Source organism: Amycolatopsis sp. NPDC054798 (genome assembly GCF_053611505.1).
The window spans coordinates 36,258-60,030 of record NZ_JBSHAM010000041.1 but is presented as its reverse complement, the minus strand read 5'-3'; the positions used below and the strand labels follow the sequence as shown (position 1 = coordinate 60,030).

The 23,773-nt window shown below is 71.5% G+C and carries 13 protein-coding genes; 10 read left to right on the top strand and 3 right to left on the bottom strand.

The genetic code is table 11. The features are described 5' to 3' along the window. Positions 1-55 precede the first annotated feature (55 nt). A complete protein-coding gene (locus ACWGIC_RS24520; protein ID WP_452078286.1) occupies positions 56-418 on the bottom strand; it encodes an aromatic-ring hydroxylase C-terminal domain-containing protein in 363 nt (120 codons plus the stop codon). Between the two features lie 237 nt (positions 419-655). Here ACWGIC_RS24520 and ACWGIC_RS24515 point away from each other — a divergent pair, with 237 nt between their 5' ends. Continuing rightward, entirely contained in the window at positions 656-1,876 is a 1,221-nt protein-coding gene (locus tag ACWGIC_RS24515; RefSeq protein WP_452078285.1) for an MFS transporter, read from the top strand. A 5-nt stretch (positions 1,877-1,881) separates the two neighbouring features. Here the strand turns inward: ACWGIC_RS24515 and ACWGIC_RS24510 are convergent, their stop codons facing one another. Continuing rightward, on the bottom strand, positions 1,882-4,812 hold the full coding sequence (locus ACWGIC_RS24510; RefSeq protein ID WP_452078284.1) for an amidohydrolase family protein: 2,931 nt from the start codon (positions 4,810-4,812) through the stop codon (positions 1,882-1,884). A gap of 421 nt (positions 4,813-5,233) precedes the next feature. On the opposite strand from ACWGIC_RS24510, the gene ACWGIC_RS24505 reads away from it, so the two are divergent. From ACWGIC_RS24505 to ACWGIC_RS24470, 8 genes are all read left to right on the top strand, one after another. After that, a complete protein-coding gene (locus ACWGIC_RS24505; protein ID WP_452078283.1) occupies positions 5,234-6,514 on the top strand; it encodes a hypothetical protein in 1,281 nt (426 codons plus the stop codon). Positions 6,515-6,712: 198 nt separating this feature from the next. Further along, positions 6,713-7,546, top strand: coding sequence for a 2OG-Fe(II)-dependent halogenase WelO5 family protein (locus ACWGIC_RS24500; RefSeq protein WP_452078282.1), 834 nt, complete (start codon positions 6,713-6,715; stop codon positions 7,544-7,546). Positions 7,547-7,662: 116 nt separating this feature from the next. Continuing rightward, positions 7,663-15,819, top strand: a complete 8,157-nt coding sequence (locus ACWGIC_RS24495) for an amino acid adenylation domain-containing protein (RefSeq protein WP_452078281.1) — start codon at positions 7,663-7,665, stop codon at positions 15,817-15,819. Positions 15,820-15,825: 6 nt separating this feature from the next. Then, complete coding sequence (locus ACWGIC_RS24490; RefSeq protein ID WP_452078280.1) at positions 15,826-16,812, top strand: amino acid ABC transporter permease; 987 nt, start codon at positions 15,826-15,828, stop codon at positions 16,810-16,812. Further along, positions 16,809-17,591, top strand: coding sequence for an amino acid ABC transporter ATP-binding protein (locus ACWGIC_RS24485; RefSeq protein WP_452078279.1), 783 nt, complete (start codon positions 16,809-16,811; stop codon positions 17,589-17,591). Before ACWGIC_RS24490 ends, ACWGIC_RS24485 begins: the two co-directional genes overlap by 4 nt. Further along, positions 17,588-18,493, top strand: coding sequence for an ABC transporter substrate-binding protein (locus tag ACWGIC_RS24480; RefSeq protein ID WP_452078278.1), 906 nt, complete (start codon positions 17,588-17,590; stop codon positions 18,491-18,493). Before ACWGIC_RS24485 ends, ACWGIC_RS24480 begins: the two co-directional genes overlap by 4 nt. An 11-nt stretch (positions 18,494-18,504) precedes the next feature. Beyond that, positions 18,505-19,179 (top strand): AroM family protein, encoded by a 675-nt coding sequence (locus ACWGIC_RS24475; RefSeq protein WP_452078277.1) that lies wholly within the window; start codon positions 18,505-18,507, stop codon positions 19,177-19,179. Position 19,180: 1 nt separating this feature from the next. Then, positions 19,181-20,473 (top strand): MFS transporter, encoded by a 1,293-nt coding sequence (locus ACWGIC_RS24470; protein WP_452078276.1) that lies wholly within the window; start codon positions 19,181-19,183, stop codon positions 20,471-20,473. 33 nt (positions 20,474-20,506) lie between these two features. Here ACWGIC_RS24470 and ACWGIC_RS24465 read toward each other — a convergent pair whose 3' ends face one another. Then, complete coding sequence (locus ACWGIC_RS24465; RefSeq protein ID WP_452078275.1) at positions 20,507-22,066, bottom strand: MFS transporter; 1,560 nt, start codon at positions 22,064-22,066, stop codon at positions 20,507-20,509. Positions 22,067-22,319: 253 nt separating this feature from the next. Between ACWGIC_RS24465 and ACWGIC_RS24460 the strand changes: the two genes are divergently transcribed. Next, positions 22,320-23,246, top strand: a complete 927-nt coding sequence (locus ACWGIC_RS24460) for a cyclase family protein (protein ID WP_452078274.1) — start codon at positions 22,320-22,322, stop codon at positions 23,244-23,246. Positions 23,247-23,773 lie beyond the last annotated feature (527 nt).

Below are 23,773 nucleotides of genomic sequence, written 5' to 3'. Positions count from 1 at the left end.
CCCTCACGGATTGCACATCCCGCCGGCTCGGTTATGCGGCACTCGGCGTTGGGGTTCAGGCGGGCTTGCCGAACCACCGCGCGAGGTGCTCGCTGAGGTCCTGCTGGTCGGTGCCGATCCAGGCGACGTATCCGTCAGGACGCAGCAGGAGGGCCGGAGCGTCCAGCGCCGCGGTGGAGTCCGCGAGGAGGTCGACTCGGTCCGCCCATCCTTCGACGTTCAGCTGCTCGGTGCGGTCGAGCACCAGGCCGCGGCCCTGCCGCAGGCGGTCGTAAAGGCGGCCGTGCTTCAGGTCTGCGGCGGAGCATCCGGTCCTCGCCCAACGCGCCCCAGTGCGCTCGGTCGTGGTCTGACCCGCCGCAGTGCGCCCGCCTGCCGTCCGTCCGGTCGCGCGTTCGGCTTCTGCCCGACCTGCCACAGCGCGCCCGGCCGTAGTGCGTCCATCAGCCGTCGGCAGACGCGACCATAAAAGAATCACGCCGAACCGATTCCGGATTCGCGCAGGACTTGGCATCGGCCGGTCAGTCTGCGGCACCCGAGGCACCGCGGCAACCGAAATACCCGGACACCCCGACCACGAACCCGGCGAAACATTCGATGTAGCCCCAGCCTACATGATGGCGAACACCTGTTCGAATCAGAAACCCTCCCGGACATGAAGCAACGCGACTCCCGGCCCAAACTCCCCGCGGTGTACTGGCGGTTGTGGTGGGCGTCAGCGGCGGACAACGTCGGCGACGGGATCTTCTCGGCCGTCGTTCCGCTGGTGACGGTCACGCTCACGCGCGACCCGGTGCTGGTCTCGGTCGTCTCGGCGGCGACCTACTTCCCCTGGCTGCTGCTCTCCCTGCCAGCAGGCGCGCTCGTGGACCGGCGCGACCGGGTCAGTCTGCTGTGGCGGTCGCAGGCGCTTCAGGCGGCGATCGTCGCGGCGGCGGCCGTGCTGGTGTGGCTGGGCCGGATCGACATCGCGGGGCTGGCGGTGATGGGGTTCGGGCTCAGCGCGTGCGAGGTCGTGTTCGCGAACGCGTCGCTCGCGGTGTTGCCGGACCTGGTGTCCGAGTCGCAGCTGCACCGGGCGAACGGAAGTCAGTACGCGGTCGCCAATGCGGGGCAGCTGTTCGTCGGGCCGCCGATCGGCAGTCTGCTGTTCGCGGTCGCGGCGGCGTTGCCGTTCGGGGTGGACGCGGCTTCGTTCGTGGTGTCCGCTGTGCTGCTGGCGACTTTGCCGCGCCGCCCGTTGCCGCCGACTGTGCAGCCGCCGATCCGGGTCGCGGTGGCGGAGGGGGTGCGGTGGCTCGGGCGGCATCGGCTGTTGCGCACGCTGGCCGGGCTGTTGGCGGTGAACACGTTTTGCTATCAGCTCGGCAATGTCACGGTTGTGCTGCTCGCGACCCAGACTCTGCACGTCAGCGAGCGCGGTTACGGTGTGCTGCTCGCGGGAGCCGCGGTCGGCAGCGTGCTCGGCGGGATGGTCAACGCGTGGGTGGTGGCGAAAATCGGCGCGCTGCAAGCGTTGCTGACTGCGTTGTTCGCCAATGTGGTGATCTTCGTGCTCGTCGGCGCGAGCCCGGATGCGGTCGTTCTTGGGGTCCTGCTGGGGATGAACGGGTTCGCTTCCACGCTCTGGAGCGTGGTGACCGTGAGCCTGCGGCAGCAGGCGGTGCCGACGGAATTGCGCGGGCGGGTGCACAGTGTCTACCGAATGCTGGGCTGGGGCTTGATGCCGCTGGGTTCGCTGGCCGGCGGACTGGTCGCCGACGCGTTCGGGATCCGGGCGGCTTATCCGGTGGCCGGTGCGGTGCGAGGGGTCGCTCTGGTCGCGGCGCTGCCGGTGCTTCTTTCGGCGATGCGGGCCGGGAAGACGTCCGGATGAGGGGCTCACCGGCGATTCCTGGGCGACGGGCCGGAATCCGGGGAGGGGAAAGCCAGCAGTTCGGCCGATTCGTGCAGGACGCCGCCCAGCATCACCTTGCGGACCTCGGCCGCGGCGGCGATGTCGGCGAGCGGATCGCCTTCGACGAAAACCAGGTCGGCCAGTTTGCCCGGGGCGACGGCGCCGAGATCGTCGGTCGCGCCCAGCAGCCGGGCCGCGTTGCCGGTCGCCGTGGTGAGCGCTTGTCTCGGGCTGAAACCGTGGGCGACCATCGCGCGGAGGTTGAGGTGCAGGCTCAACGCCACGAAGTCGATGGGCGCGTCGGTGCCCGCCACCACGAGGCCGCCTCCGTCGTGCACCCGGCGCAGGGTCCGCACTGCGGACGCGAGAACGTGTTGCAAGGTCTCGCGCACCGCGGGTTCGGTCACTGCGGCGGTCACTTGGGCGAGTGCTTCTGTTTCCCAGTGCGGAAACAGGGCGCGGACGCGAGGGTCGAGGGTCCAGTCGTGCTCGGCCAGCAGGACCGCGGCGGAGAAAAGCGTGGGAGTGAGCGACATGCCGCTGGCCGTCAGCACGGACACGACGTCGGAGTAGGTGCGGCCGCGGCGGGTCATCGTCTGCGAATACCCGAGCCTGGTGGACGCGCCCAGGTGCTCGACCCCGTCCAGCCCGAGCCAGGCGGCGGGGTGCAGGTAGTGGGACGTGACCGGAACGCCGGCCGCGCGAGCCGCCTCGGCCAGCGCGCGCTGGCCGCTGACCGGGAGCCGCACGTAAGCCTTCAGCAGCCCGTGCCCGAGTGCGCGGGCGCGGGCGAGTTCGCGTTCGACCTCCTCAGCCGAGGTCGTCGGCCGCATGAATCCGTAGTAGACGCGGCTGCCGTCGATCGGCTCGCCGGTGGCGAAGCAGCGCGGGCCCAGCTGATGACCGGCCAGCTGTGCTTCGTCCTCCTGCAGCGCCTCGTAAGCCGGATCGCCTGCCGACCGGACGGAGGTGATCCCGAAGGAAAGCCAGATCCGTCCTTGCCGGGCGCCGAAGAACCGCCCCTTGAGCCGGTTGTGCACGTGCGCGTCCGTCAGTCCGGGCAGGACCGTCAGGGCAGAGGCGTCGACGCGGCGGCCGGGCCGGTCGTCGCGATGTTCGCGCACCGCCGCGATCCGGTCGCCCTCGACGAGGATGTCGACGTTGTGGCGCAAAGTGGCGGACTGGCCGTCCCACAACCGGCCGGCGTGGATTACGGTGCGGCCGGACGTTCTGGCCGCGACGTAGCCGAGGCCGGTTTCGACGGAACGGACCCGGCCGGTAGCCACGTCGGCGAGGCGGAGTTTTCCGGCGCTGAGATAGAGGATCTGCCGTCCGTCGCCGCTCCAGGACGGGGCGTCGGCGGTTTCGTCGGTGAGCAGGCGGGGCTCGGCCGATGGCCGGCCGGAAGGGTCGACGGGAAGCAGGTGGAGCTGCCCGCCGAGAACGCACGCCATGGCCGTGCCGTCCGGGGACCACACCGGTCCGTCGTGCCCGCGGGAACTGAGGGACCGGTGCGGCGCGGCTTCGTGGACCGTGCTTTCGCCGGAGCGCACGTCGAGGACCAGGAACCCGTTGACGCCCTCGCGAAACCGGGCCGAATACGGCCGGGCGACGGCCATCGCCAGTTTCGTGCCGTCCGGGGACCAGCTGACGCGGCCGGGGTACCACTCCGGGCCGCGCAACCGCCGGACCGTGCCGTCCAGTGACGCGAAGAAGAGAGCGCCGTCGTGGTCGTGGAAAGCGATGCCGGTGTCGTCCGGGGACCACGCGGGCGCGACCGCCGCCCCGCTCGTGCTGGTGATCCTGCGCCGGATTCCGGTGGCGAGCTCGTGCAGCCAGAGGTCCGGGGAGCCGAGCCGGTCGCTGGTATAGACCAGATGCCTGCCGTCCGGGGACCAGGCGGGGTCGGCGATCAGGAAGCCGTCCTGGGCGAGCTTTCGCGCGGGTCCGTCGAGCGGCTTCACCCACAGCGCGCCGAGGGCGCAGAACGCGATCCGGTCGCCCGCGGGCGACAGCGCCGGGCTCGCGATGCCCCGCACGGGCCCGGCATCCGGCCGGCGGCGCGGCCGCCGGTTCGCCGGACGGCGCGGCGGATCCGGCACTTCAGCCTCGAAACCGATGTCGCGCACCGCGCCGGTCGCGAGGTTTCGCCGGCGAAGCCGCCCGTCGGCGGTGTAGACCACTTCGGCGGGGGAGAGCCAGTGCGCCCGGAAACCGAAAACGTCCTCGTCCGGCGCGGACACGGTCCGGTTGCCGATCACCAGCGCCGAGCGCCGCGCGTATCCGCCGAGCCGTTTCGGGGTGACGCCCTCGAACCGGACGTAGCCGATTTCCCGGCCGTCGGGAGTCCAGAACGGAGCGGCGACGAGCACACCCGCCTCGCCCGCCTCGATCACGCGCTCCCGGCCGCCGTGCGCGTCCGCGACGTCGATCGCTCCGCTGCCCGAGGTGAACGCGATCCGGTGGCCGTCGGGCGACCAAGCGGGCGCGGCTTCCTCCGCGGCACTGTCCGCCCAGGTCGTGATCCGTCCGCTCGCCACCTCGAGAACGTGGATTCCGTAGCTGCGGCCAAGATCCGCGGAGAACGCCAGCCGGGTGCCGTCCGGGGAGAAGGCGGGTTCGCGGTGGTCGTGCGGCCCGGTGGTCAGCCGGCGCGGTTCCTGTCCGGGCACGACGGTCCAGAGCTGGAAAGTGCCGGTGCGGTAGGACTGGAACGCCACTGCCCGGCCGTCCGGCGACCAGTCCGGGGCCGTCGCGTCGGCCGAGGGTCCGGTTGCCGCGACGGCGGTCCCGCCGCGGGAGGGCAGGATCCAGATCCTGCTGAGCAGATCGATCGCGACGCCGCGCCCGGACGGGGCGAGCGCGGCGCGGAAGTGGGTTCCCTCGGTGACGCGGATGGTTCCTCCCCCGTTCATTCCCGGCATCCGGGAAATGGCCCGCGCCGGTGCGGCGCGCCTCTCTTCCGGTGTAGCATCCGCGGGGAACTCAAGCGAGGGATTGTCTTTTCCGACAAGGGGGAATTCCCGATGCCGAGCGGAACATCCGATCCCTGGAGAGCGGAATTGACCCGCTATTCGTTTCCCGGCGCCGCCTCAGGTTAGCGCGGACGGTCCGGGCGAATCGCTCGCCGGGGAACCCGGATTTGCCGACTGGCGGAAGTCCGGGAAGGGCAGGGCCATTGCTCCGAATGGAGTCCGGATGGAGTCCGGCCCGGCGGTGCGGGACGAGTCCCGGCCGCGGCGCCCCGCTGTGCGGTGATCCGGTGATTTTTTCATGTTATGCTCGTTCAGGCCGAATATGCTTGCCCAGTCCGCAGGCGGCTGGGTTTCAGGGGGAGTGGCAGGCTTCATCATGGCGGTGGCGACCGAACTCACGGGATTCCTGGAACGGTTGAACTGGACGCCCGAGCGGCTGGCCAGGGAGGTGAACCGGCTCTGCGGACCGGGAACGGTCAGCGCCAAGGCTCCTTACCACTGGCTGCGCGGCTCGTATCCGCGTCGGGGGATTCCCGAAGCGGTGGCGAAGGTGCTGTCGGAATACCTGCGCGAAACGGTCGAGGTCGCCGAGATCTGGCCGGGTTCGGCCGGGCCGTCGGCGCGCCGGTCCGGCCCGGCGGAAATCACCCCGCTGGTCCAGGACTCGTGCAGTTCGGCGCGGCTGGTCCAGCAGGTGTCCGAGACGAACGCGGACGAGGCGACCCTGGACCAGCTCAACCACGAGCTGGCCGGGCTGACCGCCTCGTACCTGCACGTCCCGCCCGGCCCGCTGCTGTACCGCGCGGCGATGCTGCGGGACCGGGTGGCGAGGCTGCTGCGCGGACAGCAGAAACTCGCGCAGCGGCGGGAACTTCTCGCGCTGGGCGCGCGGTTGTGCGCGCTGCTGGCGTGGATGTCCGAGGACCTCGGCGACCGGAACGCCGCGTACAACCACGCGGCCGCGGCGTGGGAGCTGGCCGATCTCGCGGACGACAGCCGGGCGCGGCGCTGGGTGCGCGCGGCACAGGCGCGGCAGTCGTACTGGCTGGGCAACTTCGTCGAGTCCGCGCAGTTCGCGCTCGACGGGCTCGACCGGCCCGCGGACGACGAACTGGGAGTCTTCCTGAAGCTGCTGGCGGCGCGGGCGTGGGCGGCGGCGGGCATGCGCGCGGATTCCCTGCGCGCGCTCGGCGAATGGGCCGAGCAGGCGGAGGCGGAACCGGTGCGCGGCGTGGGCGTGTTCGCGCTCCGGCAAGACGGCCAGGCCTATCTCGCCGGGCACACGATGCTGCTGCTGGACGACGCGCCGGGAGCGTTGCGCGAGCTGCGGACCTCGCTCGACCTGCTGGAACGCGAGCCGGTCGAGCAGCGGTCCTACTCCATGGAAGCACTGGCCCGGATCGACGTCGCGCGGGCGCGGATCAGGCTGGGCGAACCGGCGGGCGTCGCCGAGATGCTCGTCCCGGTGCTGGGGCTCCAGCCGGACAAGACGATCACCACGATCTCGGCCATGCTGCGCACGGCCGCCGCGGAACTGCACTGCGCGCCGCCGCTTTTCGCCGGCGCCTCCGAACTGGTCGGGCGGATCGAGGAATTCCTGGGGGCCGCCGTCGCGGAGCGGGCGGCCGGGAGGGCCAGCTAAAGAGTTTCCGCCGCTATTCTTCCGGGCCCGGTCGCCTTTTTCGGCGGCCGGGCCCGTATGCGTGAATTGCCTGGACAGTGCCGGTCAGCGGCCCGGGGTCAGCGGCGCTGACCAAACTGACTTGGTGCTGACGAAGTTTACTGCATTTCGCTTGCTGTCCGGCGGAAGTATCCCGTTCAATTAAAAGGAAAGCAGTCCATGGGGTCCGGTGAGGACGCCTCGCCGACGATGCAGGGGAATCGGAGCGCGATGGATCGCGTGGTGTACACGAACCGGAAAGAATTCTCGCACGACCACATTGTGTCGGTGGCCAAGAAAGATCATTTCGCGGTTGTCGTCAAGGGATTTTGCGATCCGGAGGTGCTGCGGATCGCCCAGGAGAAACTCTCTTCGTACCGTTCGCGCGAACAGTCGACGACGGACGCGCAGTTCTGGCGGATGGGATTCCCGTACTCGGAGATCGAAGACGAGACCACCCGGCGGCGGTACCACGACGAGGCGTTGTCCAGCATCGAGCGGCTCCGCTCGATGTTCGCCCCGTACGCGTCCCCGGAGGACGATCTCCGGCTGCTGCTCGACGAGCGGTGGCGGGCGGGCGCGGAGCTGATGCGGGTACAGGGCGAGAAGTGTTTCGTCGGCGTGTGCCGGTTCCAGGGCAACAACGTGGACCTGGTGCCGCACACCGACAAGGTCGAACGGTTCCTGCCCCCGGGATACCAGTCGCGGCTGCAGGCGCAGCTGTCGACCAACATCTACGTCAGCATCCCCGAGGTCGGCGGGGAACTGGAGATGTGGGACATGGAGCCGGCCGAAGACGAATACCAGCGGATGGTGGCCGGGCGCAGCTACGGCATCGAGCGCGACCGGCTGCCCGAGCCGGCCGCCGTCGTCAAGCCGGAGCCGGGCGACCTCGCGCTGCTCAACCCGAGGCTGATCCACGCCGTGCGCCCGTCCGGCGACGCCACCCGGATCACCATCGGCACTTTCATCGGGTACCTCGGCGAGGACGAGCCGCTCGTCTACTGGAGCTGATCGCCTCCCGCGTCCCCGACTCGTCCCGCGGCCGTGCCGGGCCGCGTGCTTCCGCCTGCCGTCGCGTTCCCGAGGCGAACGCGATCGTTGTCCTGCGCTGACTCCTGGGGTGATCGATGACTTCTGTCGTGCCGTTCGTCAACTGGTATTCGCTGACCGCCGCGCAGCGGGAGGCGTGGCTGTCGGTCCAGCGGGAGCCGGGCCGCGGGACACAGCGGGCCGGTGTTCTTTTCGAGTGCGGCGGCGATCTCGATCTGCCGGCGTTCGAGAAGGCGTTGCGCCGCGCGGTCGCGGAGGCGGAGCCGTTGCACGCGTCGTTCGAGGCGGACGCGGAAAGCGAGCCAGGGCAACGGATTCGTCTCGGAACGGAGTGGGCGCTGCCGGTGCTGGATCTGAGCGCCGAGTCCGATCCGAGGGCGGCCGCCGCCGAAGCGGCCCGCGAGGAATTGGCTCGGGTGCCGGATCCGGGGGACGGCCCGTTGTTCCGGTTCGCGGTGTTCCTTCTGGGGCAGGGGTCTTTCGCGTGGTTCGAGGGCGCCCATCGGCTGGTCGCCGACGAGGCGTCGTTGTCGATGCTGTGCCGGCGCACTGCCGAGCTGTACGACGCGGCGCTCGACGGACGGCCGGCCCCGCCTCGGTGGTTCGGCTCGGTGCGGACGATGGTCGAGGCCGACCGCGACTACGCGCTCTCGACGGCGGAAATCGACCGCAAATACTGGCAGGAGCAGCTGGCCGTGCCGCCCGAGCCGGTGAGACTGGCCGAACCGGCGGCCGGCGCTCCGCACCGCACGTGCGATGCGGAGTTTCCGGGCCTGCTCGCTGCCGCGCGCCGCACCGCGGTCCGGCCGGGCGACGTGCTGGCGGCCGCGGTGGCGGTCTGCACGCACCGGACGACCGGGGCGACGGATTTCGTTCTCGGGCTTTCGCTGCCCGCGCGGACGGACGAAACCTCGGCGACGTCGCCCGGCCCGCTGGCCAACACGGTGCCGCTGCGAGTGCGGGTGCGGCCGGGCACGAGTCTCGGCGTCTTCGTGCGGGAGGTCGCCGAGTCGATCCGGGAGGCCGAGCAGCATCAGCGGTACCGGGGCGAGGACGTCGCCAGGGATGTCGGCATTCCGGGCGGCATCAGGGAATTCGCGGGTCCGACGATTGTGCTGGACGCCGAGCCGCAGGAGACGCTGCTGGCGGGTCAGCCGGTGACCGCGCAGCCGGTGCTTGGTGCGCCGCCGCGCGACCTGCTGGTGACCGTGTCGGGTGCGCGGGTCGCGGTGGAGGCGCCGGGCGAGGCGGCACCGCATCGGGAACGGTTGCTGCGGCTGGTGACCGCGATCGCGGGCAGGCCGGGGACGGCGGTGCGCGAAGTCGGGCTCCTCGGCGAGGACGAGCTGCGCCGCGTGCTGGTGGACTGGAGCGGTTCCCCGGACGAGATCCCGCCGGGACTCGTGCACGAGTGGTTCGAAGCCCGCGCGGCGCTCCGGCCGGACGACGAGGCGGTGGTGTTCGGCGAGCACCGGCTGACCTATGCCGAACTGGACGCGCGGGCGACCGGCCTCGCGGAGGAGTTGGCCGCTCGCGGCGCGGGGCCGGAGACCGTCGTCGGCGTGGTCCTCCCGAGATCGGCCGACTTCGTCGTTTCGGTGCTGGCAGTGCTGAAAGCCGGCGCGGCGTACGTGCCGGTCGACCCGGACTACCCGGCCGGCCGGGTCCGCTTCATGCTGAACGACGCGAAACCCGCCCTGGTCCTGTCGGAGCCGGAACACGAGAGACGGCTGAGCGACGGCTCGGTTCCGTGGCTCACCGTCCGGTCCCGGACACCGGACGCGGAACGGGCGAAGCCGCACCGGGCTGACCCCCGGCATCCGGCGTACGTCATCTACACCTCGGGCTCGACCGGCGTCCCGAAGGGCGTCGTGGTGCCGCACCAAGGGCTGCCCGGTCTGGTTTCCGCCCAGGCCGCGCGGTGGGAGGTGGGGCCGGGGAGCCGGGTGCTGCAGTTCGCTTCCCCCAGTTTCGACGCCTCCGTCTCCGATATTTTCGTCGCGCTGTGCACCGGCGCGACCCTCGTGCTCGCCGCGGCGGACGATCTGCTTCCCGGCTCCGCGTTGGCCGAAACCGTGCGGCGGCACGGGGTTACGCATCTCAAGCTCCCGCCGAGCGCTCTGGCCGCGATGTCCCCCGACGAGCTGCCGCCCGGTTTGACGTTGAGCGTCGCGGGAGAGCCGTCCTCCGCCGCGCTCGTCCGGAAGTGGTCCGCGGGGCGGCGGATGTTCAACGTCTACGGCCCGACCGAAGCGACTGTGTGCGCCGCGATGAGCGACACGCTCTCCCCGGAATCCGTTGGGGCGCCGCCGATCGGGCAGCCGTTGCCCGGCACCCGGTTGTATGTGCTGGACGCGGGTTTCTCGCCGGTTCCGGCAGGCGTGGCGGGGGAGCTGTACATCGCCGGGGCCGGTGTGGCCCGGGGCTACGCGGGCCGTGGGGGATTGACGGCCGACCGGTTCGTGGCTTGCCCGTTCGGGGTGGGCGAGCGGATGTACCGGACCGGCGATCTGGTGCGGTGGCGGGACGACGGCCGGTTGGAGTTCGTCGGTCGTGCCGACGATCAGGTGAAGGTGCGGGGCTTCCGCGTCGAACTGGGGGAGGTGGAGGCGGCACTCTCGGCTTGTCCGGGAGTCGGCCGGGCGGCCGCGGCGGTCCGCCCGGACGCGTCGGGCGACCAGCGGCTGATCGGATACGTCGTGGCCGCGGAAGACGAAACCGCCGATCCCGTCGCGGTCCGGAACCTGCTGCGCGAGCGGCTGCCGGAGCACCTGGTGCCGGCTGTGGTGCTGGTGCTGGACGATTTCCCGCGCACTCCCAGCGGGAAGCTCGACCGGCCCGCGCTGCCGGAGCCCGCGTTCGCGGCGCACTCCCCGGGACCGCGCACGCCGGTGGAGGAGGTCGTCGCGGGCCTGTTCGCCCAGGTGCTCGGATTGTCCGACGTGGGAGTGGCGGACAGCTTTTTCGAACTCGGCGGGCATTCCCTTTCCGCGACCAGGCTGGCCGCGAAGCTGCGTTCGGTCTTCGGCGTGGAGCTCGGCGTCCGGGAGCTGTTCCGCGCGCCGACCGTGGCCGCGCTCAGCCGTTGGCTGTCCGGCGCGCGACGCGCCCGGCCCGCGCTGCGGCCGATGCCGAGGCCCGCCCGCCCCGCGTTGTCGTTCGCGCAGTCCCGGCTGTGGTTCCTGCACCAGCTGGAGGGCCCGTCCCCGACCTACAACATCACTTCCGCGCTGCGCCTGACCGGCACGGTGGACCGGGCCGCGCTCGCCGGGGCCCTGGCCGATCTCGTTCAGCGGCACGAAAGCCTGCGGACGGTCTTCGCCGAACACGACGGCGTCGCCTGGCAGCGCGTTCTCGACGGCGCGGCGGCCCGTCCGGAACTCGCAGCCGTCCGGGTGCGGGCCGCCCGGCTCGACGGGGAATTGCGCCGCGCGGCCCGCCACGCGTTCCGGCTCGGCGAAGAACTGCCGATCCGCGGCACGTTGTTCGAGGTCGAGGACCGGGCGGGGGAATACGTCCTGCTGCTCGCGGTGCACCACATCACCGGGGACGGCTGGTCGATGGAGAAGCTGTGGCGCGATCTCGCCGCGGCGTACCGGGCGCGGATCTCGGGGACCAGCCCGGTCTGGCCCGCGCTGCCCGTGCAGTACGCCGACTACACCCAGTGGCAGCAGGAAGTCCTGCGGGACAACGGGAAAGCGCAACTGGAGTACTGGAGCCGGAAGCTGGCCGGGGCTCCCGAGCGGATGTCGCTGCCGACCGACCGGCCGCATCCCGACGTCATGTCGTATGAGGGCGAGACTTTTCTCGTCCGGTGGGACTCCGCGCTGCACGCGCGGCTGTCCGCGCTGGCCGCCGAATGCGAAGCCAGCATGTTCATGGTGGTCCACGCCGCTCTGGCCGCGCTCCTTTCGCGGCTCGGGGCGGGGGACGACGTGCTCGTCGGCGGACCGACCGCGGGAAGGCTGGACGAGGCGCTCGACGACCTGGTCGGTTTCTTCGTCAACACCCTGGTGCTGCGGGTCGACACCGGCGGCGGCCCGAGCTTCCGCACGCTGCTCGCCCGGGTGCGGGAAACGGACCTGGACGCCTACGCCCACCAGGACGTGCCGTTCGAGCAGGTCGTCGAGGCGGTCAACCCGCCGCGCTCGCTGGCGCACCATCCGCTGTTCCAGGTCAGCCTCGCCTGGCAGATCTCGCGCGGCGAACCGGACCTGCCCGGAGCCGAGGCGACGACGGTGTTCGTCGACAACGGGACCGCGAAGTTCGACCTGACGTTCCACTTTTTCGAGCACCGGACGGACGGCGGCGATCCGCTCGGGCTCGAAGCACTGGTCGAATACAACACCGACGTGTTCGACCGGTCCACGGCGGAGGGCATCGCCGGACGGCTGGAGCGGCTGGCGCGCGCCGCCGCCGAGCATCCGGACCGCAGCCTCGACCTCGCCGACCTGCTCACGCCCGCCGAGCGGCGGCAGGTGCTCTCCGACGGGACCGGGCCGGCGGCCGTCCGCCCGGCCGGGCTGGTGCACGACTGGTTCCGGAGCCGGGCGGCGAGCCGCCCCGGCGCGGTCGCCCTCGTCTGGGGCGAGCAGCCGGTGAGCTACGCCGAACTGGACGCCGCTTCCGACGAACTGGCCGCCGCGCTCGTCGCCAAGGGAATCGGCCCGGAACACCTCGTCGCGCTCGTCCTGCCGCGCCGTCCGGAATTGGTCGTCGCTTTGCTGGCGGTGCTGAAAGCGGGCGCCGCGTACGTGCCAGTCGATCCGGACTATCCGGCCGAGCGGGTGCGGTTCGTTCTCGAGGACGCCGGAGCCGCACTGGTCCTGTCGACCGCCGAACTGGCCGCCCGGTTCGGCGACACCGGTGCCTCGTGGTCGGTGCTCGACGACCTGACCCGGCCTGACGGCGAACCGGTGCCGGTCCGGGCCGCCGATCCGGAGAACCCGGCCTACGTGATCTACACGTCGGGCTCGACCGGCAAGCCGAAGGGCGTCGCCGTCCCGCATCGCGCGCTGACGAACTTCCTCGCGGCGATGGCCGAACGGTTCCCGCTGGGCCCGGACGACCGCTGGCTGGCAGTGACCACCGTTTCGTTCGACATCGCCGGACTCGAACTGCTGCTGCCACTGATCCGGGGCGCGGCGGTCGTGCTGGCCGACCGCGACACCGTCCTCGACCCGGACGAACTGGCCGGGACGATCTCCCGGCGGGCCGTCACGGTCATGCAGGCGACCCCGTCGCTGTGGCGGACGCTCGTGCCCGGGCACGCCGCGGTGCTGTCCGGTCTGCGGGTGCTGGCCGGAGGCGAGGCACTGCCCGGGGATCTCGCCCGGGAACTGTGCGCGGCGGGGGCGCGGGTGACCAACCTGTACGGCCCGACCGAGACGACCGTCTGGTCCAGCGCCGCCGACCTGTCGGCGGACGAGCCGGTCTCCCTCGGCAGTCCACTATGGAATACCCGGTTGTATGTGCTGGACGCGAATTTCTCGCCGGTTCCGGAGGGAGTGGCGGGCGAGCTGTACATCGCGGGGGCCGGAGTCGCGCGGGGCTACGTGGGCCGCGGCGGTCTGACGGCCGACCGGTTCGTGGCGTGCCCGTTCGAAACCGGCGAACGGATGTACCGGACCGGCGATCTGGTGCGGTGGCGCGGTGACGGCCGCCTGGAGTTCGTGGGTCGTGCCGACGACCAGGTGAAGGTGCGGGGGTTCCGGATCGAGCTGGGGGAGGTGGAGGCGGCGCTGTCGGCCTGCCCCGGAGTCGGCCGCGCGGTCGTCGCCGCCCGCCCGGACAGTTTCGGAGACCAGCGGCTGATCGGCTACGTCACCCCGGGCGGCGACGACGCCGAGGCACAGGAGCGGCAGACCCGGCAGGTGTCCGACTGGCAGCGGATCTGGGACGACGCCTACCGGTCCGCCGCCGAGGCCGACTGGGGCGAGGACTTTTCCGGGTGGAATTCCAGTTTCGACGGCGCGCCGATCCCGGTCGCCGAGATGCGGGAGTGGCTGGACCAGACCATCGCGTCGCTGCGAAGGCTGCGGCCGAAGCGGGTGCTGGAGATCGGCGTGGGAACCGGGCTGCTGCTGTCGCGGCTGGCTCCGGACTGTGAGGAGTACTGGGGACTCGACCTGTCCGGCACGGTCGTCGAGGCGCTCGGCCGCCGGGTCGCCGCCGATCCCGTGCTGCGGGAACGGGTCCGGCTCCGCCGGGGGAGCGCCGACGATCCCGGAGACCTTCCCCGGGGCCGGTTCGACACGGTCGTGCTGAACTCGGTCGTCCAGTACTTCCCGAGCGGCGGCTACCTGGCCGAGGTGCTGGAGTCGCTCGTTTCGCTGCTCGCGCCCGGCGGGACCGTGTTCGTCGGCGACGTGCGCGATCTGCGGTCGGCTCCGCTGTTCCACACCGAGGTCGCGGCGGCCCGCTGCACCGGGGAAGAGGATCCGGCGCGGGTGCGGGCGGCGGCGGAGCAAAGCCTGAGCCGCGAGAACGAACTGCTGATCCCGCCGGGCTTCTTCGCGGCGCTGAGCCGGGATCTGCCCGGAATCGCGGCCGCCGAAGCGACGCTCAAACGCGGCCGCTACGACAACGAGCTTTCCCGCTACCGCTACGACGTCGTCCTGCGCACCGCGGCTCCGCCGCAGGTGACCGCCGACAGCCTTCCAGCGGCTCCGGCGAGCGACGTCGAGGAACTGACGGAATGGCTGGAAAGCTCGCAGCGGGGCGACTTCCGGCTCGTCGGCCTGCCCGACCGGCGGCTGGCGGGCCCGGCGGCCGCGCACGCCGCGCTGGCGGAAGGCAGGCCGACGACCGCGGTCCTCGAGGCATTCGGCCGGACCGGCGGACTGGTGCCCGAGGACCTGCACGAGGCGGGCGCGCGGTTCGGCTACCGGGTGAGCACGCAGGTTTCGCGGACCGGTCCGGGCCGTTTCGACGCGTACTTCCTGTCCGGGCCGGACTCCTCGGTGGCGATCGCCGACGATTCGCGGCGCACGAACAGCCCGGCCGTCTCCAGCGACTTCGGACGGCTGGCCGCTGCCGCGAAAGAGTTCGCCGCCGGGCGGCTTCCCGAATACATGGTCCCTTCGGCGGTCGTGGTGCTCGACGAGCTTCCGCTGACTCCCAACGGCAAGATCGACCGCAGAGCGCTGCCGGAGCCGCTGTCCGGGACGACGGCCCGGTCGCGGAAACCGCGGACGCCGGTCGAGGAAGTGCTGACCGGGCTCTTCGCCGAGGTGCTGGGGCTGCCCGCGGTCGGGGCCGAGGAGAGCTTCTTCGACCTCGGCGGCCATTCGCTGCTGGCGACCCGGCTGATGGACCGGGTCCGGTCGACGTTCGGAGCGGACCTCGGGGTCCGGGTGCTGTTCGAGGCCCCGACAAGCGCCGCGCTGGCCCGGCGGCTCGACGACGGCCGGGAAGGGGACGGGCTGAAAGTCCTTTTCGGACTGCGCACGCGGGGCGCGCTGCCGCCGTTGTTCTGCGTGCACCCGCTCGGCGGCTTGGGCTGGCCGTACGCGGGTCTGCTGCGCTACCTCGAACGGGACCGGCCCCTGTACGCGCTGCAGTCGCGCGGCATCGGCGAACCCGGCGCGGCCCCGGAATCCGTCGCGGAGATGGCCGCCGACTACGCGGCCCGGCTGCGTTCGGTACAGCCGTCCGGCCCCTATCACCTGCTCGGCTGGTCGTTCGGCGGCGCGGTCGCCCAGGCCGTCGCGGTCCGGCTGGCGGAGCAGGGAGAACAGGTGGGCCTGCTCGCCGTGCTCGACGCCGGGCCAGTCGTGCGCGACCCCGGCCGCTCGCCGGAACTCGGGGACGAGGAAGCTCTGGCGCTGCTGTGCGAGGCGACGGGCACGGACCGCGGCGGGATCGAGCGGGAAGGGGGCGGGCTCGCCGCTTTCGCCCGCGCCGCCGGGGAATCCGGCGGGGCGCTCGCCGAACTGGCCCGGGACGAGACCTCGTTCGCCGCACTGCTCGGCGTCCTCCGCCGCAACTACCGGCTGCACCAGGAACACCGCGCCGAGCGGTGCTCCGGGGACCTCCTGCTGTTCCGGGCGACCGGTTCTCCGGGGCAACCGCGGGACCTGGCCGCCGAATGGCGTCCGTACGTCGAGGGCAAGGTGCGCGTGCACGACGTGGCGAGCCCGCACGAGCGGATGCTGCGGCCGGAGGCGCTCGCGGACATCGGCCCGGTGCTGGCCGCCGCGCTCGCGGCGGGCCCGGAAAGCGGCGGGCGGTAGGCCGCGATGACTGACGACACCACGCCCGGCCCGCGCCGGGCAGCGCTCGCCGACCCGGTGCGGCCGGAAGGTTCGCGGCCGGTCCCGGCCAAGGTCGTGCCGCTGCGCAGGCCCGGCCGGTGGATCGCGGCCGCCCTCGCTCTCGGCTGCCTGGTCTTCCTCGTCCGTTCGGTGGCGACGAACCCGAACTTCGACTGGCCGTTCGCCGCGCGCTACTTCACCTCCCGCGCGGTGCTGGACGGGCTCGTGGTCACGTTGTGGCTCACCGCGGTCACCGTGGCGGCGGGGTTCGTGCTCGGCACCCTGCTGGCGGTCATGCGGATCTCCGGCAACCCGGTGCTCACGTCGCTCAGCTGGGGCTACGTCTGGCTGTTCCGGTCGACGCCGTTGCTGGTGCAACTTCTGTTCTGGTTCAACATCGGCGCGCTGTACCCGACGCTGTCGATCGGGATCCCGTTCGGCCCGACGCTGCACACGATCGACATGGTCAACCTCATCGGCCCGACCGCGGCGGCGGTGATCGGGCTCGTCCTGCACGAGGCGGCCTACGCGGCGGAGATCGTCCGCGGCGGCCTGCTCTCGGTCGACCAGGGACAGATCGAGGCCGCGCAGGCGCTGGGCCTCCGCCCGTGGCGGACGTTCCGCAGGATCGTGCTGCCGCAGGCGATGCGCTCCGTCGTCCCCGCCGCGGGCAACATGCTGATCGGCACGCTCAAGGGCACCTCGATGGTCAGCGTGCTCGCGGTGGAGGACCTGCTCTACGCGGTGCAGCTGATGTACAACCGCAATTACCGGATCATTCCGCTGCTGCTGGTGGCGACCCTGTGGTACGTCGTCGTGACGAGCTTGCTCTCGGTGGTGCAGTACTACGTCGAACGCTTCTACGCCAGGGGCGCGCTGCGCGAACTGCCGCCGACGCCGTGGCAGCGAGTGCGTTCCCGATGGCGGGTCCTGCGCGGGGTTCCCGGCCCGCGCGGACGGGAGGGCGCATGAGCGAGCCGGAACGGCTGATGGTGCGGGCGCGCGGGGTGACGAAGAGGTTCGGCACGACCCCGGTGCTGCGCGGGGTGGACCTCGACGTGCGGCCGGGAGAGGTCACCTGCGTGATCGGCCCGTCCGGTTCGGGCAAGAGCACTTTGCTGCGCTGCCTGAACCATCTGGAGAAGATCGACGGCGGGGAGATCGAGATCGACGGCAGGCTGCTCGGCTACCGCCGCCGCAAAGGCAGGCTGCACGAGCTGAAGGAGTCCGCGATCGCCCGCCGGCGGGCTGAGATCGGCATGGTCTTCCAGAGCTTCAACCTGTTCCCGCACCTGACCGTGCTGGACAATCTCGTCGAGGCTCCGATCGCCGTGCGCGGCCGTTCCCGCGCCGAGGCCGAGCGCACGGCCGCGGACCTGCTCGCCAAGGTCGGGCTCAGCGGCCGGGAACGCGCTTACCCCCGGCAGCTTTCGGGCGGCCAGCAGCAGCGCATCGCCATCGCCAGGGCGCTCGCGGTGGAACCCAAGCTGCTCCTGTTCGACGAGCCGACCAGCGCGCTCGACCCCGAACTCGTCGGCGAGGTGCTGGCGGTCATGCGGGAGCTCGCGGCGGGCGGCATGACGATGGTCGTGGTCACGCACGAGATGAGCTTCGCCAGGGAGGTCGCCGACACCGTCGTCTTCTTCGACGGCGGCGAGGTGGTCGAGAGCGGACCGCCGGAGCGGGTGCTGGGCGCCCCGGAGCAGCCGCGGACCCGCGCGTTCCTCTCCCGGGTCCAGGTGCGGCCGTGAAGGCCCGGATGCTGGCGGCGTGGTGCTGCGGGATCCTCTTCGCCGCCGGGTGCGCGGCGGCCGGCGCGCCCGGCGAGGACGCCGACCCCTCGGCGGACGTGGTGTCCGGGATCGCGGCCGACCCGGCGCTCGCCGCGACAGTGCCGGCGGGGATCCGGGCGAACGGGCGGATCCGGGTGGCGACCTCGGCCAAGGGAAGCCCGCCGATCCGCTACCGCTCGGAGGAGACCGGCGCGCTGATCGGAGTCGAGATGGACCTGCAGCAGGCGGTCGGCCGGGTGCTCGGGATCCGGATGGAGTCCGAAGAAGCCACGTTCGACGAGATCCTGCCCGCGCTCGGCTCGGGCCGCTACGACATCGGCCAGGGCAACTTCGGCGTCACCGAGGAACGCAAGAAAGTCGTCGACTTCGTGACCTACTACACCGACGGGTTCGGATTCCTGGTGCGGGCCGGACGGCAGCAAGCTCCGGTGTCGGGTCCGGCCGACCTGTGCGGGCTGCGGATCGGGGCGGTCGCGGGAACGAGTTTCGAGCAGCTCCTGCAGCGGCGGGAAGGGGAGTGCGCGGCGAAATCCCGGGAGCCGTACCGGGTTTCGGTGTACCGCGCCACCGCGGACGCCATGCTCGCCTTGTCCCAGAACAAAATGGACGTGCTCGTCTCCTCCAGCGTGTTCCTCCAGTACGCCGCGCGGCGGCTGCGGGGCCGGATGGTCTACGTGAACAAGATCTACGAGGAGCAGGTGGGGTTCGTGGTCAAACGCGGTTCCCCGCTCGCCGAGCCGTTGCGGGCGGCCGTGCAGCGGCTGATCGACGACGGGAGCTACCGGCGGATCCTGGCGAAGTGGGGGCTCGAGTCCTCGTCGATCCCGCGCTCGCAGGTGAATCCGCCCGGTCTGCGATGAAAGGAGCCGGGGTGCGGACGCTGGGACTGGTGACGATCGGGCAGACCCCGCGCGCGGACGTCACGGAGGAGCTGGCGGCCCTGCTGCCGCCGTGCCGGATCGTCGAACGCGGTGCGCTGGACGGGCTGGACGAGGAGGCGCTCGCCGCGCTGCGGCCGGGGCCGCGAGACCCGGCGTTGGCCACCACGCTGGCGGACGGGCGGCCGGTGGTGTACCGGCACGAAGCCGCCGAGGACCTGGTCGGCGCCGCCGTGCGGCGGGCGGAAGACGACGGCGCGGACGTCGTGCTGCTGGCCTGCGGCGGAGCCTTCGGGGCGATGCCGCACCGGAAACCTTTGCTGCGGACGGAAATTCTGGCTCAGCAGGCAGTGCGGGCGCTCGCCGGCGGGATGCGGGTCGGCGTGCTGCGTCCGCTGGCCGGGCAGATCGAGGACGCTCGCCGGGCGTGGTGCCGGGTGCTCGGCGGCGAAGTGCTCGTGGACGCGGTCAATCCGTTCGACGCGAGTCCGGCCGACCTCACCGCGGCGGCGGCGGAGCTGGCCGGCCGGTGCGACGTGCTGGTGCTGGACTGCTTCGGTTTCGGCGAACGGACGCGGACGGCCGCCGCGCGGGGGTTCGGCGGCCCGGTCCTGCTCATCCGGAGTCTCGCCGCGAGGCTGACCGCCGAGTTCCTGGCCGGGGCCTGAGATGGCGGAGACCGCGGCCGGGCCTGCGCGCCGGGACGGCATGGACGCCCGCGCCCGGCGGAAATCGTTGCTGGCCAGCGTTTTGGGCAACGCGCTGGAGTGGTACGACTGGAACGTCTACGCGGTTTTCGCGGGCTTCCTCGCGTCGGCGCTGTTCGACCAGGCTGACCGCGTTTCCGCGCTGCTGAGCACTTTCGCGGTGTTCGCCGTCGGGTTCGTCACCCGGCCGCTGGGCGGGATCGTGTTCGGGCTGCTGGCCGACCGCATCGGCCGCCGGGGCGTGCTGGTGGCGACGATGTTCACCACCGCGGGCGCCAGCCTCGTCGTCGGCGTGCTGCCCGGCTACGCGCACCTCGGCGCCTGGTCTTCGGGGATCCTCCTGCTGGCCCGGCTGGCGCAGGGGATGGGCCACGGCGGGGAGTCCTCGGCCTCGTACGCCTATGTCGCCGAGATCGCTCCCCGGGAACGGCGCGGGCTGTGGTCCAGTTCGGTCTTCCTGAGCGTGTCCGCCGGCACCCTGCTGGCCACTGGGCTCGGTGCGGTGCTGACCGCCGTGCTGACGGCGCAGCAACTGGCTGCCTGGGGGTGGCGGGTGCCGTTCCTGGTGGGCGGCGTGCTCGGCCTTTTCGCGCTCTACCTGCGCCGCAACGCCGAGGAAAGCGACGTGTTCAAGCAGGCGCCAGCGAATCCGCGACCGTGGCCGCGGGCCCGGCTGTTCGGCGCCGGAGTCCGCATCGTGGCGATCAGCGCGGCGATCGGCGTCATGTACTACTCGTGGATCGTGTTCGGCGTGGGCAACGCGGTCAGCAGGCACGGGATGTCCGCCACCGCGGCGTTCGCCGCGGGATTCCTCGCCCAGTCCGCGGTTCTGGCGCTGCTGCCGTGGTGGGGCAAGCTGTCCGACCGGATCGGGCGCAAGCCGGTGGTGCTGGTGTTCGCGCTGGGCTCGGCCGTGCTCGCGTTCCCGATCACCGCCGTCGTCACCGACCAGGGCTGGACGCTGTTCGTCTCCGAATTCGCGGCGGCGTTCCTGTGGGCCGCGGTGGCCGCGGTCTACCCGGCCGTGGTTTCGGAAATGCTGCCCACCGCCTCCCGCGGCACCGGGATCGGCATCGCGAGCTCGCTGTCCAACGCGGTTTTCGGCGGCACCGCCCCGTATCTCGGCGAACTGTTCGACACGTGGCGTCTCTCGTGGGTGTTCACCTGCTACATCGTCGTGCTGTGCCTGATCGCCGCGCTGGCCGCGGCCACGATGAAAGAAACCCGGGGGATCAAACTGTCCGAAGTGGACTGACCGGGGCGGGGCCGGTGAGCCCCGCCCCTCGGGTCATTCGCGGCCAGCTGGGACGTCGGCCGTTTCCCGTTCCGGCGCCGCTTCGGCCGAGGCGGAGCGCCTGCGGCCCAGTACGAAGATCGTCGCCATCGCGGCCACCGACGTTCCCGCCAAGAGCAGCATCGTCGCGTTGTTGCCCGCGGAGAAGAGCGAGTCCGTCAGGCCCTCGGCGGCCCCGCGGTCGAGACCGGTGTGCTGCTGGAGCAGGTCGTTCGCCGAGCCTGGTTTCGCGACGACTTCCGCGGTCCACGGGCCGGGGGCGACGCCCTTCGCGGTCAGATCGTCGTGCAGGGTGCTGTCGGCTACTCCGCGGAACAGGGTCATGCCGAGCGCCAGTCCGAGCGCGCCGCCGAAGTTGTGGAAGGTCCAGGTGGCGCCGACGGCGAGGCCGGACAGCTGCGGCGGCACCGAGGACAGCGCGGCCACCGCGGACGGTCCCAGCACGAACGCCCAGCCGATGCCCATCAGGGCGAAGGCGACGATCACGAACCCGAGCCCGCTCGTCGCGTCCAGCTGGGACTGCAGCAGCGCGGAGAGCGTGAACGCGGCGAATCCGGTGGTGAGCACGACGATCGGGCCGACGCGGTCGACCAGCCTGCCGACGAGCGGCGAAAGCACCGCCATGGTCGCGGTCGTCGGCAGCATCATCAGGCCGATCGCCACGTCCCCGTAGTGCCGGACCGCGCTGAGGTAGAGCGGCATGAGGAACAGCGCCGTGGTGTAGAAGAACGCGAGCGAGAACTCCGCGGTCACCGCGCTGAGGAACAGCTTGCGGGCCAGCAGCCGGAACGGCACGAGCGGGTACTTCTGCTTCCCGTCGACGAGGACGAAGACCACGAGCGAGACCACGCCGACGACGAGGGTGCCGAGCACCTGCCAGGAACCCCAGCCGAAGGTGTCGTTGAAGGTGAAGGCGAAGATCACCCCGGAAAGCCCTAGCGCGAGCAGGACGAGGCCGGGCCAGTCGAGTTTCACGTCGCCGTCGGCCTTCGATTCGGTGAGGCTGACCGCGCACACGGCCAGCGCGACGATCACCAGCGGCACGTTCACCAGGAAGACCCAGTGCCAGTTCAGCGCGCCGACGATCAGCCCGCCGAGCATCGGGCCGACGGCGAGGCCGACGCCGTTCACCGCGAACAGCGTGCCGATCGCCTTGCCGCGCTGCGATTCCGGGAACGCGTGGGACACGATCGTGCTGGAACTCGTGTACAGCACCGCGCACGAGGCGCCCTGCAGGAAACGGAAGAACACCAGCAGCGGGATCGTCGGGGCCAGCCCGGCCCCGAGCGAGGCCAGTCCGAAAAGGACAGTGCCGGCATAGAGCACCTTGCGCCTGCCGAGGATGTCCGAGAGCCTTCCCGCGGTCACCATGAACATCGAAAGCGCGACGATGAAGATGTTGACGATGAGCTGCGTCTGCGTCATCGTCGTGCCGAGTTCGCGGGCGATGTCGGGTGCGGCGGTGTTGACGATGGTGAGGTCGATGCAGCCGAGAAAACTCACGATGCTGACGCCGGTCAGCACCCACCATTTCCTGCTGTTTTCGTCGATCACGCCGGTGTTCTCCTCAGGATTTCGTCGACGGGACAGTGCGCCGGGTACTCCGGCGGCTCGCGATTATTGGACCGGCATTTCGCGGTGCGCGGCGGCCCGCGGCCGGTCAATCTGGTCAGGACCCGGTCAACGTGGTCAATGCGCGGGGAAAGGGTGGGCGGGCCGGTAGGGTCTTCGTGCCGGGCGCGCGCCGGATCCCTCCCTAAACGAGCCCGTCCGCATTCCTTTTCCGCCGGATCCGCGGAGGACAGCGATGAGCGGTGATCTGCCCGACGTCCGGGCACTGGGGTCGAAGCTGAGCAACTGGGGCCGCTGGGGCCGCGACGACGAACGCGGCACCACGAACCTGATCACCCCGGAACGGATCGTGGCCGCGGCCGGGCTGATCCGCACCGGCGAGACGATCGACCTCGGCATCCCGCTCGACGCCGACGGCCCGCAGCCGGGCGGCGGACGGCAGAACCCGGTCCGGCTGATGTCGGAGAACGGGCAGGAGCAGCAGCTGCCGGGCGGGCTCACCTGGGCCGACGACTACGTGTTCATGCCGCTGCAGGCGGGCAGCCAATACGATTCGCTGGCGCACGTGCACTACGACGGGCTGCTCTACAACGGCCATCCCGGGCACGAGGTGACCAGCAAGGGCGCCGCCCGGTGCGGGATCGAGACGCAGGCGAAGGGAATCGTCGGCCGCGGGGTGCTGCTCGACCTGGCCCGGCTGCGCGGCGTGGACTGGATGGAAGGCGGCGAGGTCGTCACGCCGGCCGAGCTGGAGGCCGCGGAGCGGGCGCACGGGGTGACCGTCGGCGCGGGGGACATTCTCCTGATCCGCACCGGCTGGTGGCGGAAGTTCCGGCACGACCGCGACGCGGAGGCGTTCATCGCCAGCGAACCCGGGCTCGGCCTGGCGTGCCTGCCGTGGCTCCGGGAGCGGGACGTGGCCGTGGTCGGCGCGGACAATTCCGCCGTCGAGGTGGTGCCCGGCGAGCGGCCGGACAGCATGTTCGAACTGCACATGGTGCTGATCCGCGACATGGGGGTCACGCTCGCGGAGATCCTCGACCTGGAGGAGCTTTCCGAGTCGTGCGCGGCCGACGGGCGGTACGAGTTCTTCTACGCCGGTCCGCCGCTGAAGTTCACCAGGGCGGTCGGTTCGCCGATCAACCCGCTCGCCGTCAAATAGCGTCTCCGGCCGCTGCCTGGGGCGAGGACGGGTGCGGACCGGGGAAACGCATCCGGCGGGTGCGTGCGGGAGACCGCGTCGGCTGCCGCGCTCCCGGCGCTTCTTTCGGCGCTGCGCGCCGGGAAGCCCGCTGGGCGACGGGCACGGGAACGCTCGCGGCGGGGCTGTCCTTAGTGGGCACAGGCCGGAGGCGCGCCGGGTCTAAGGTCAATTCGCGGGCAACCGACCGTATGGTTTCCTTTACCGATCCGCGCGGCCGGGCGACATGGAATAGTCGGCCTATTGGCAGTCTGCCGACAGTGGGAATTTCTTCCGCGCCGCCAAGAAGCCGGTTCCGCTGTTCGGCTATTGGTCGCGGAGAAGCTGCAACGTTTCGGCCGGCGCGGGCGACTGTGCGGGCGGAGGTGCTTGTGACGGAATCGACAGCGCCGGCCCGCACTCGGGCGGGGCCGGAACACCGGAAGTGCGGCCGCGAGTTACCCGGCGGTAAGGGCCGGGAACCCCGCGCCATTCGTATCGCCGGCCCG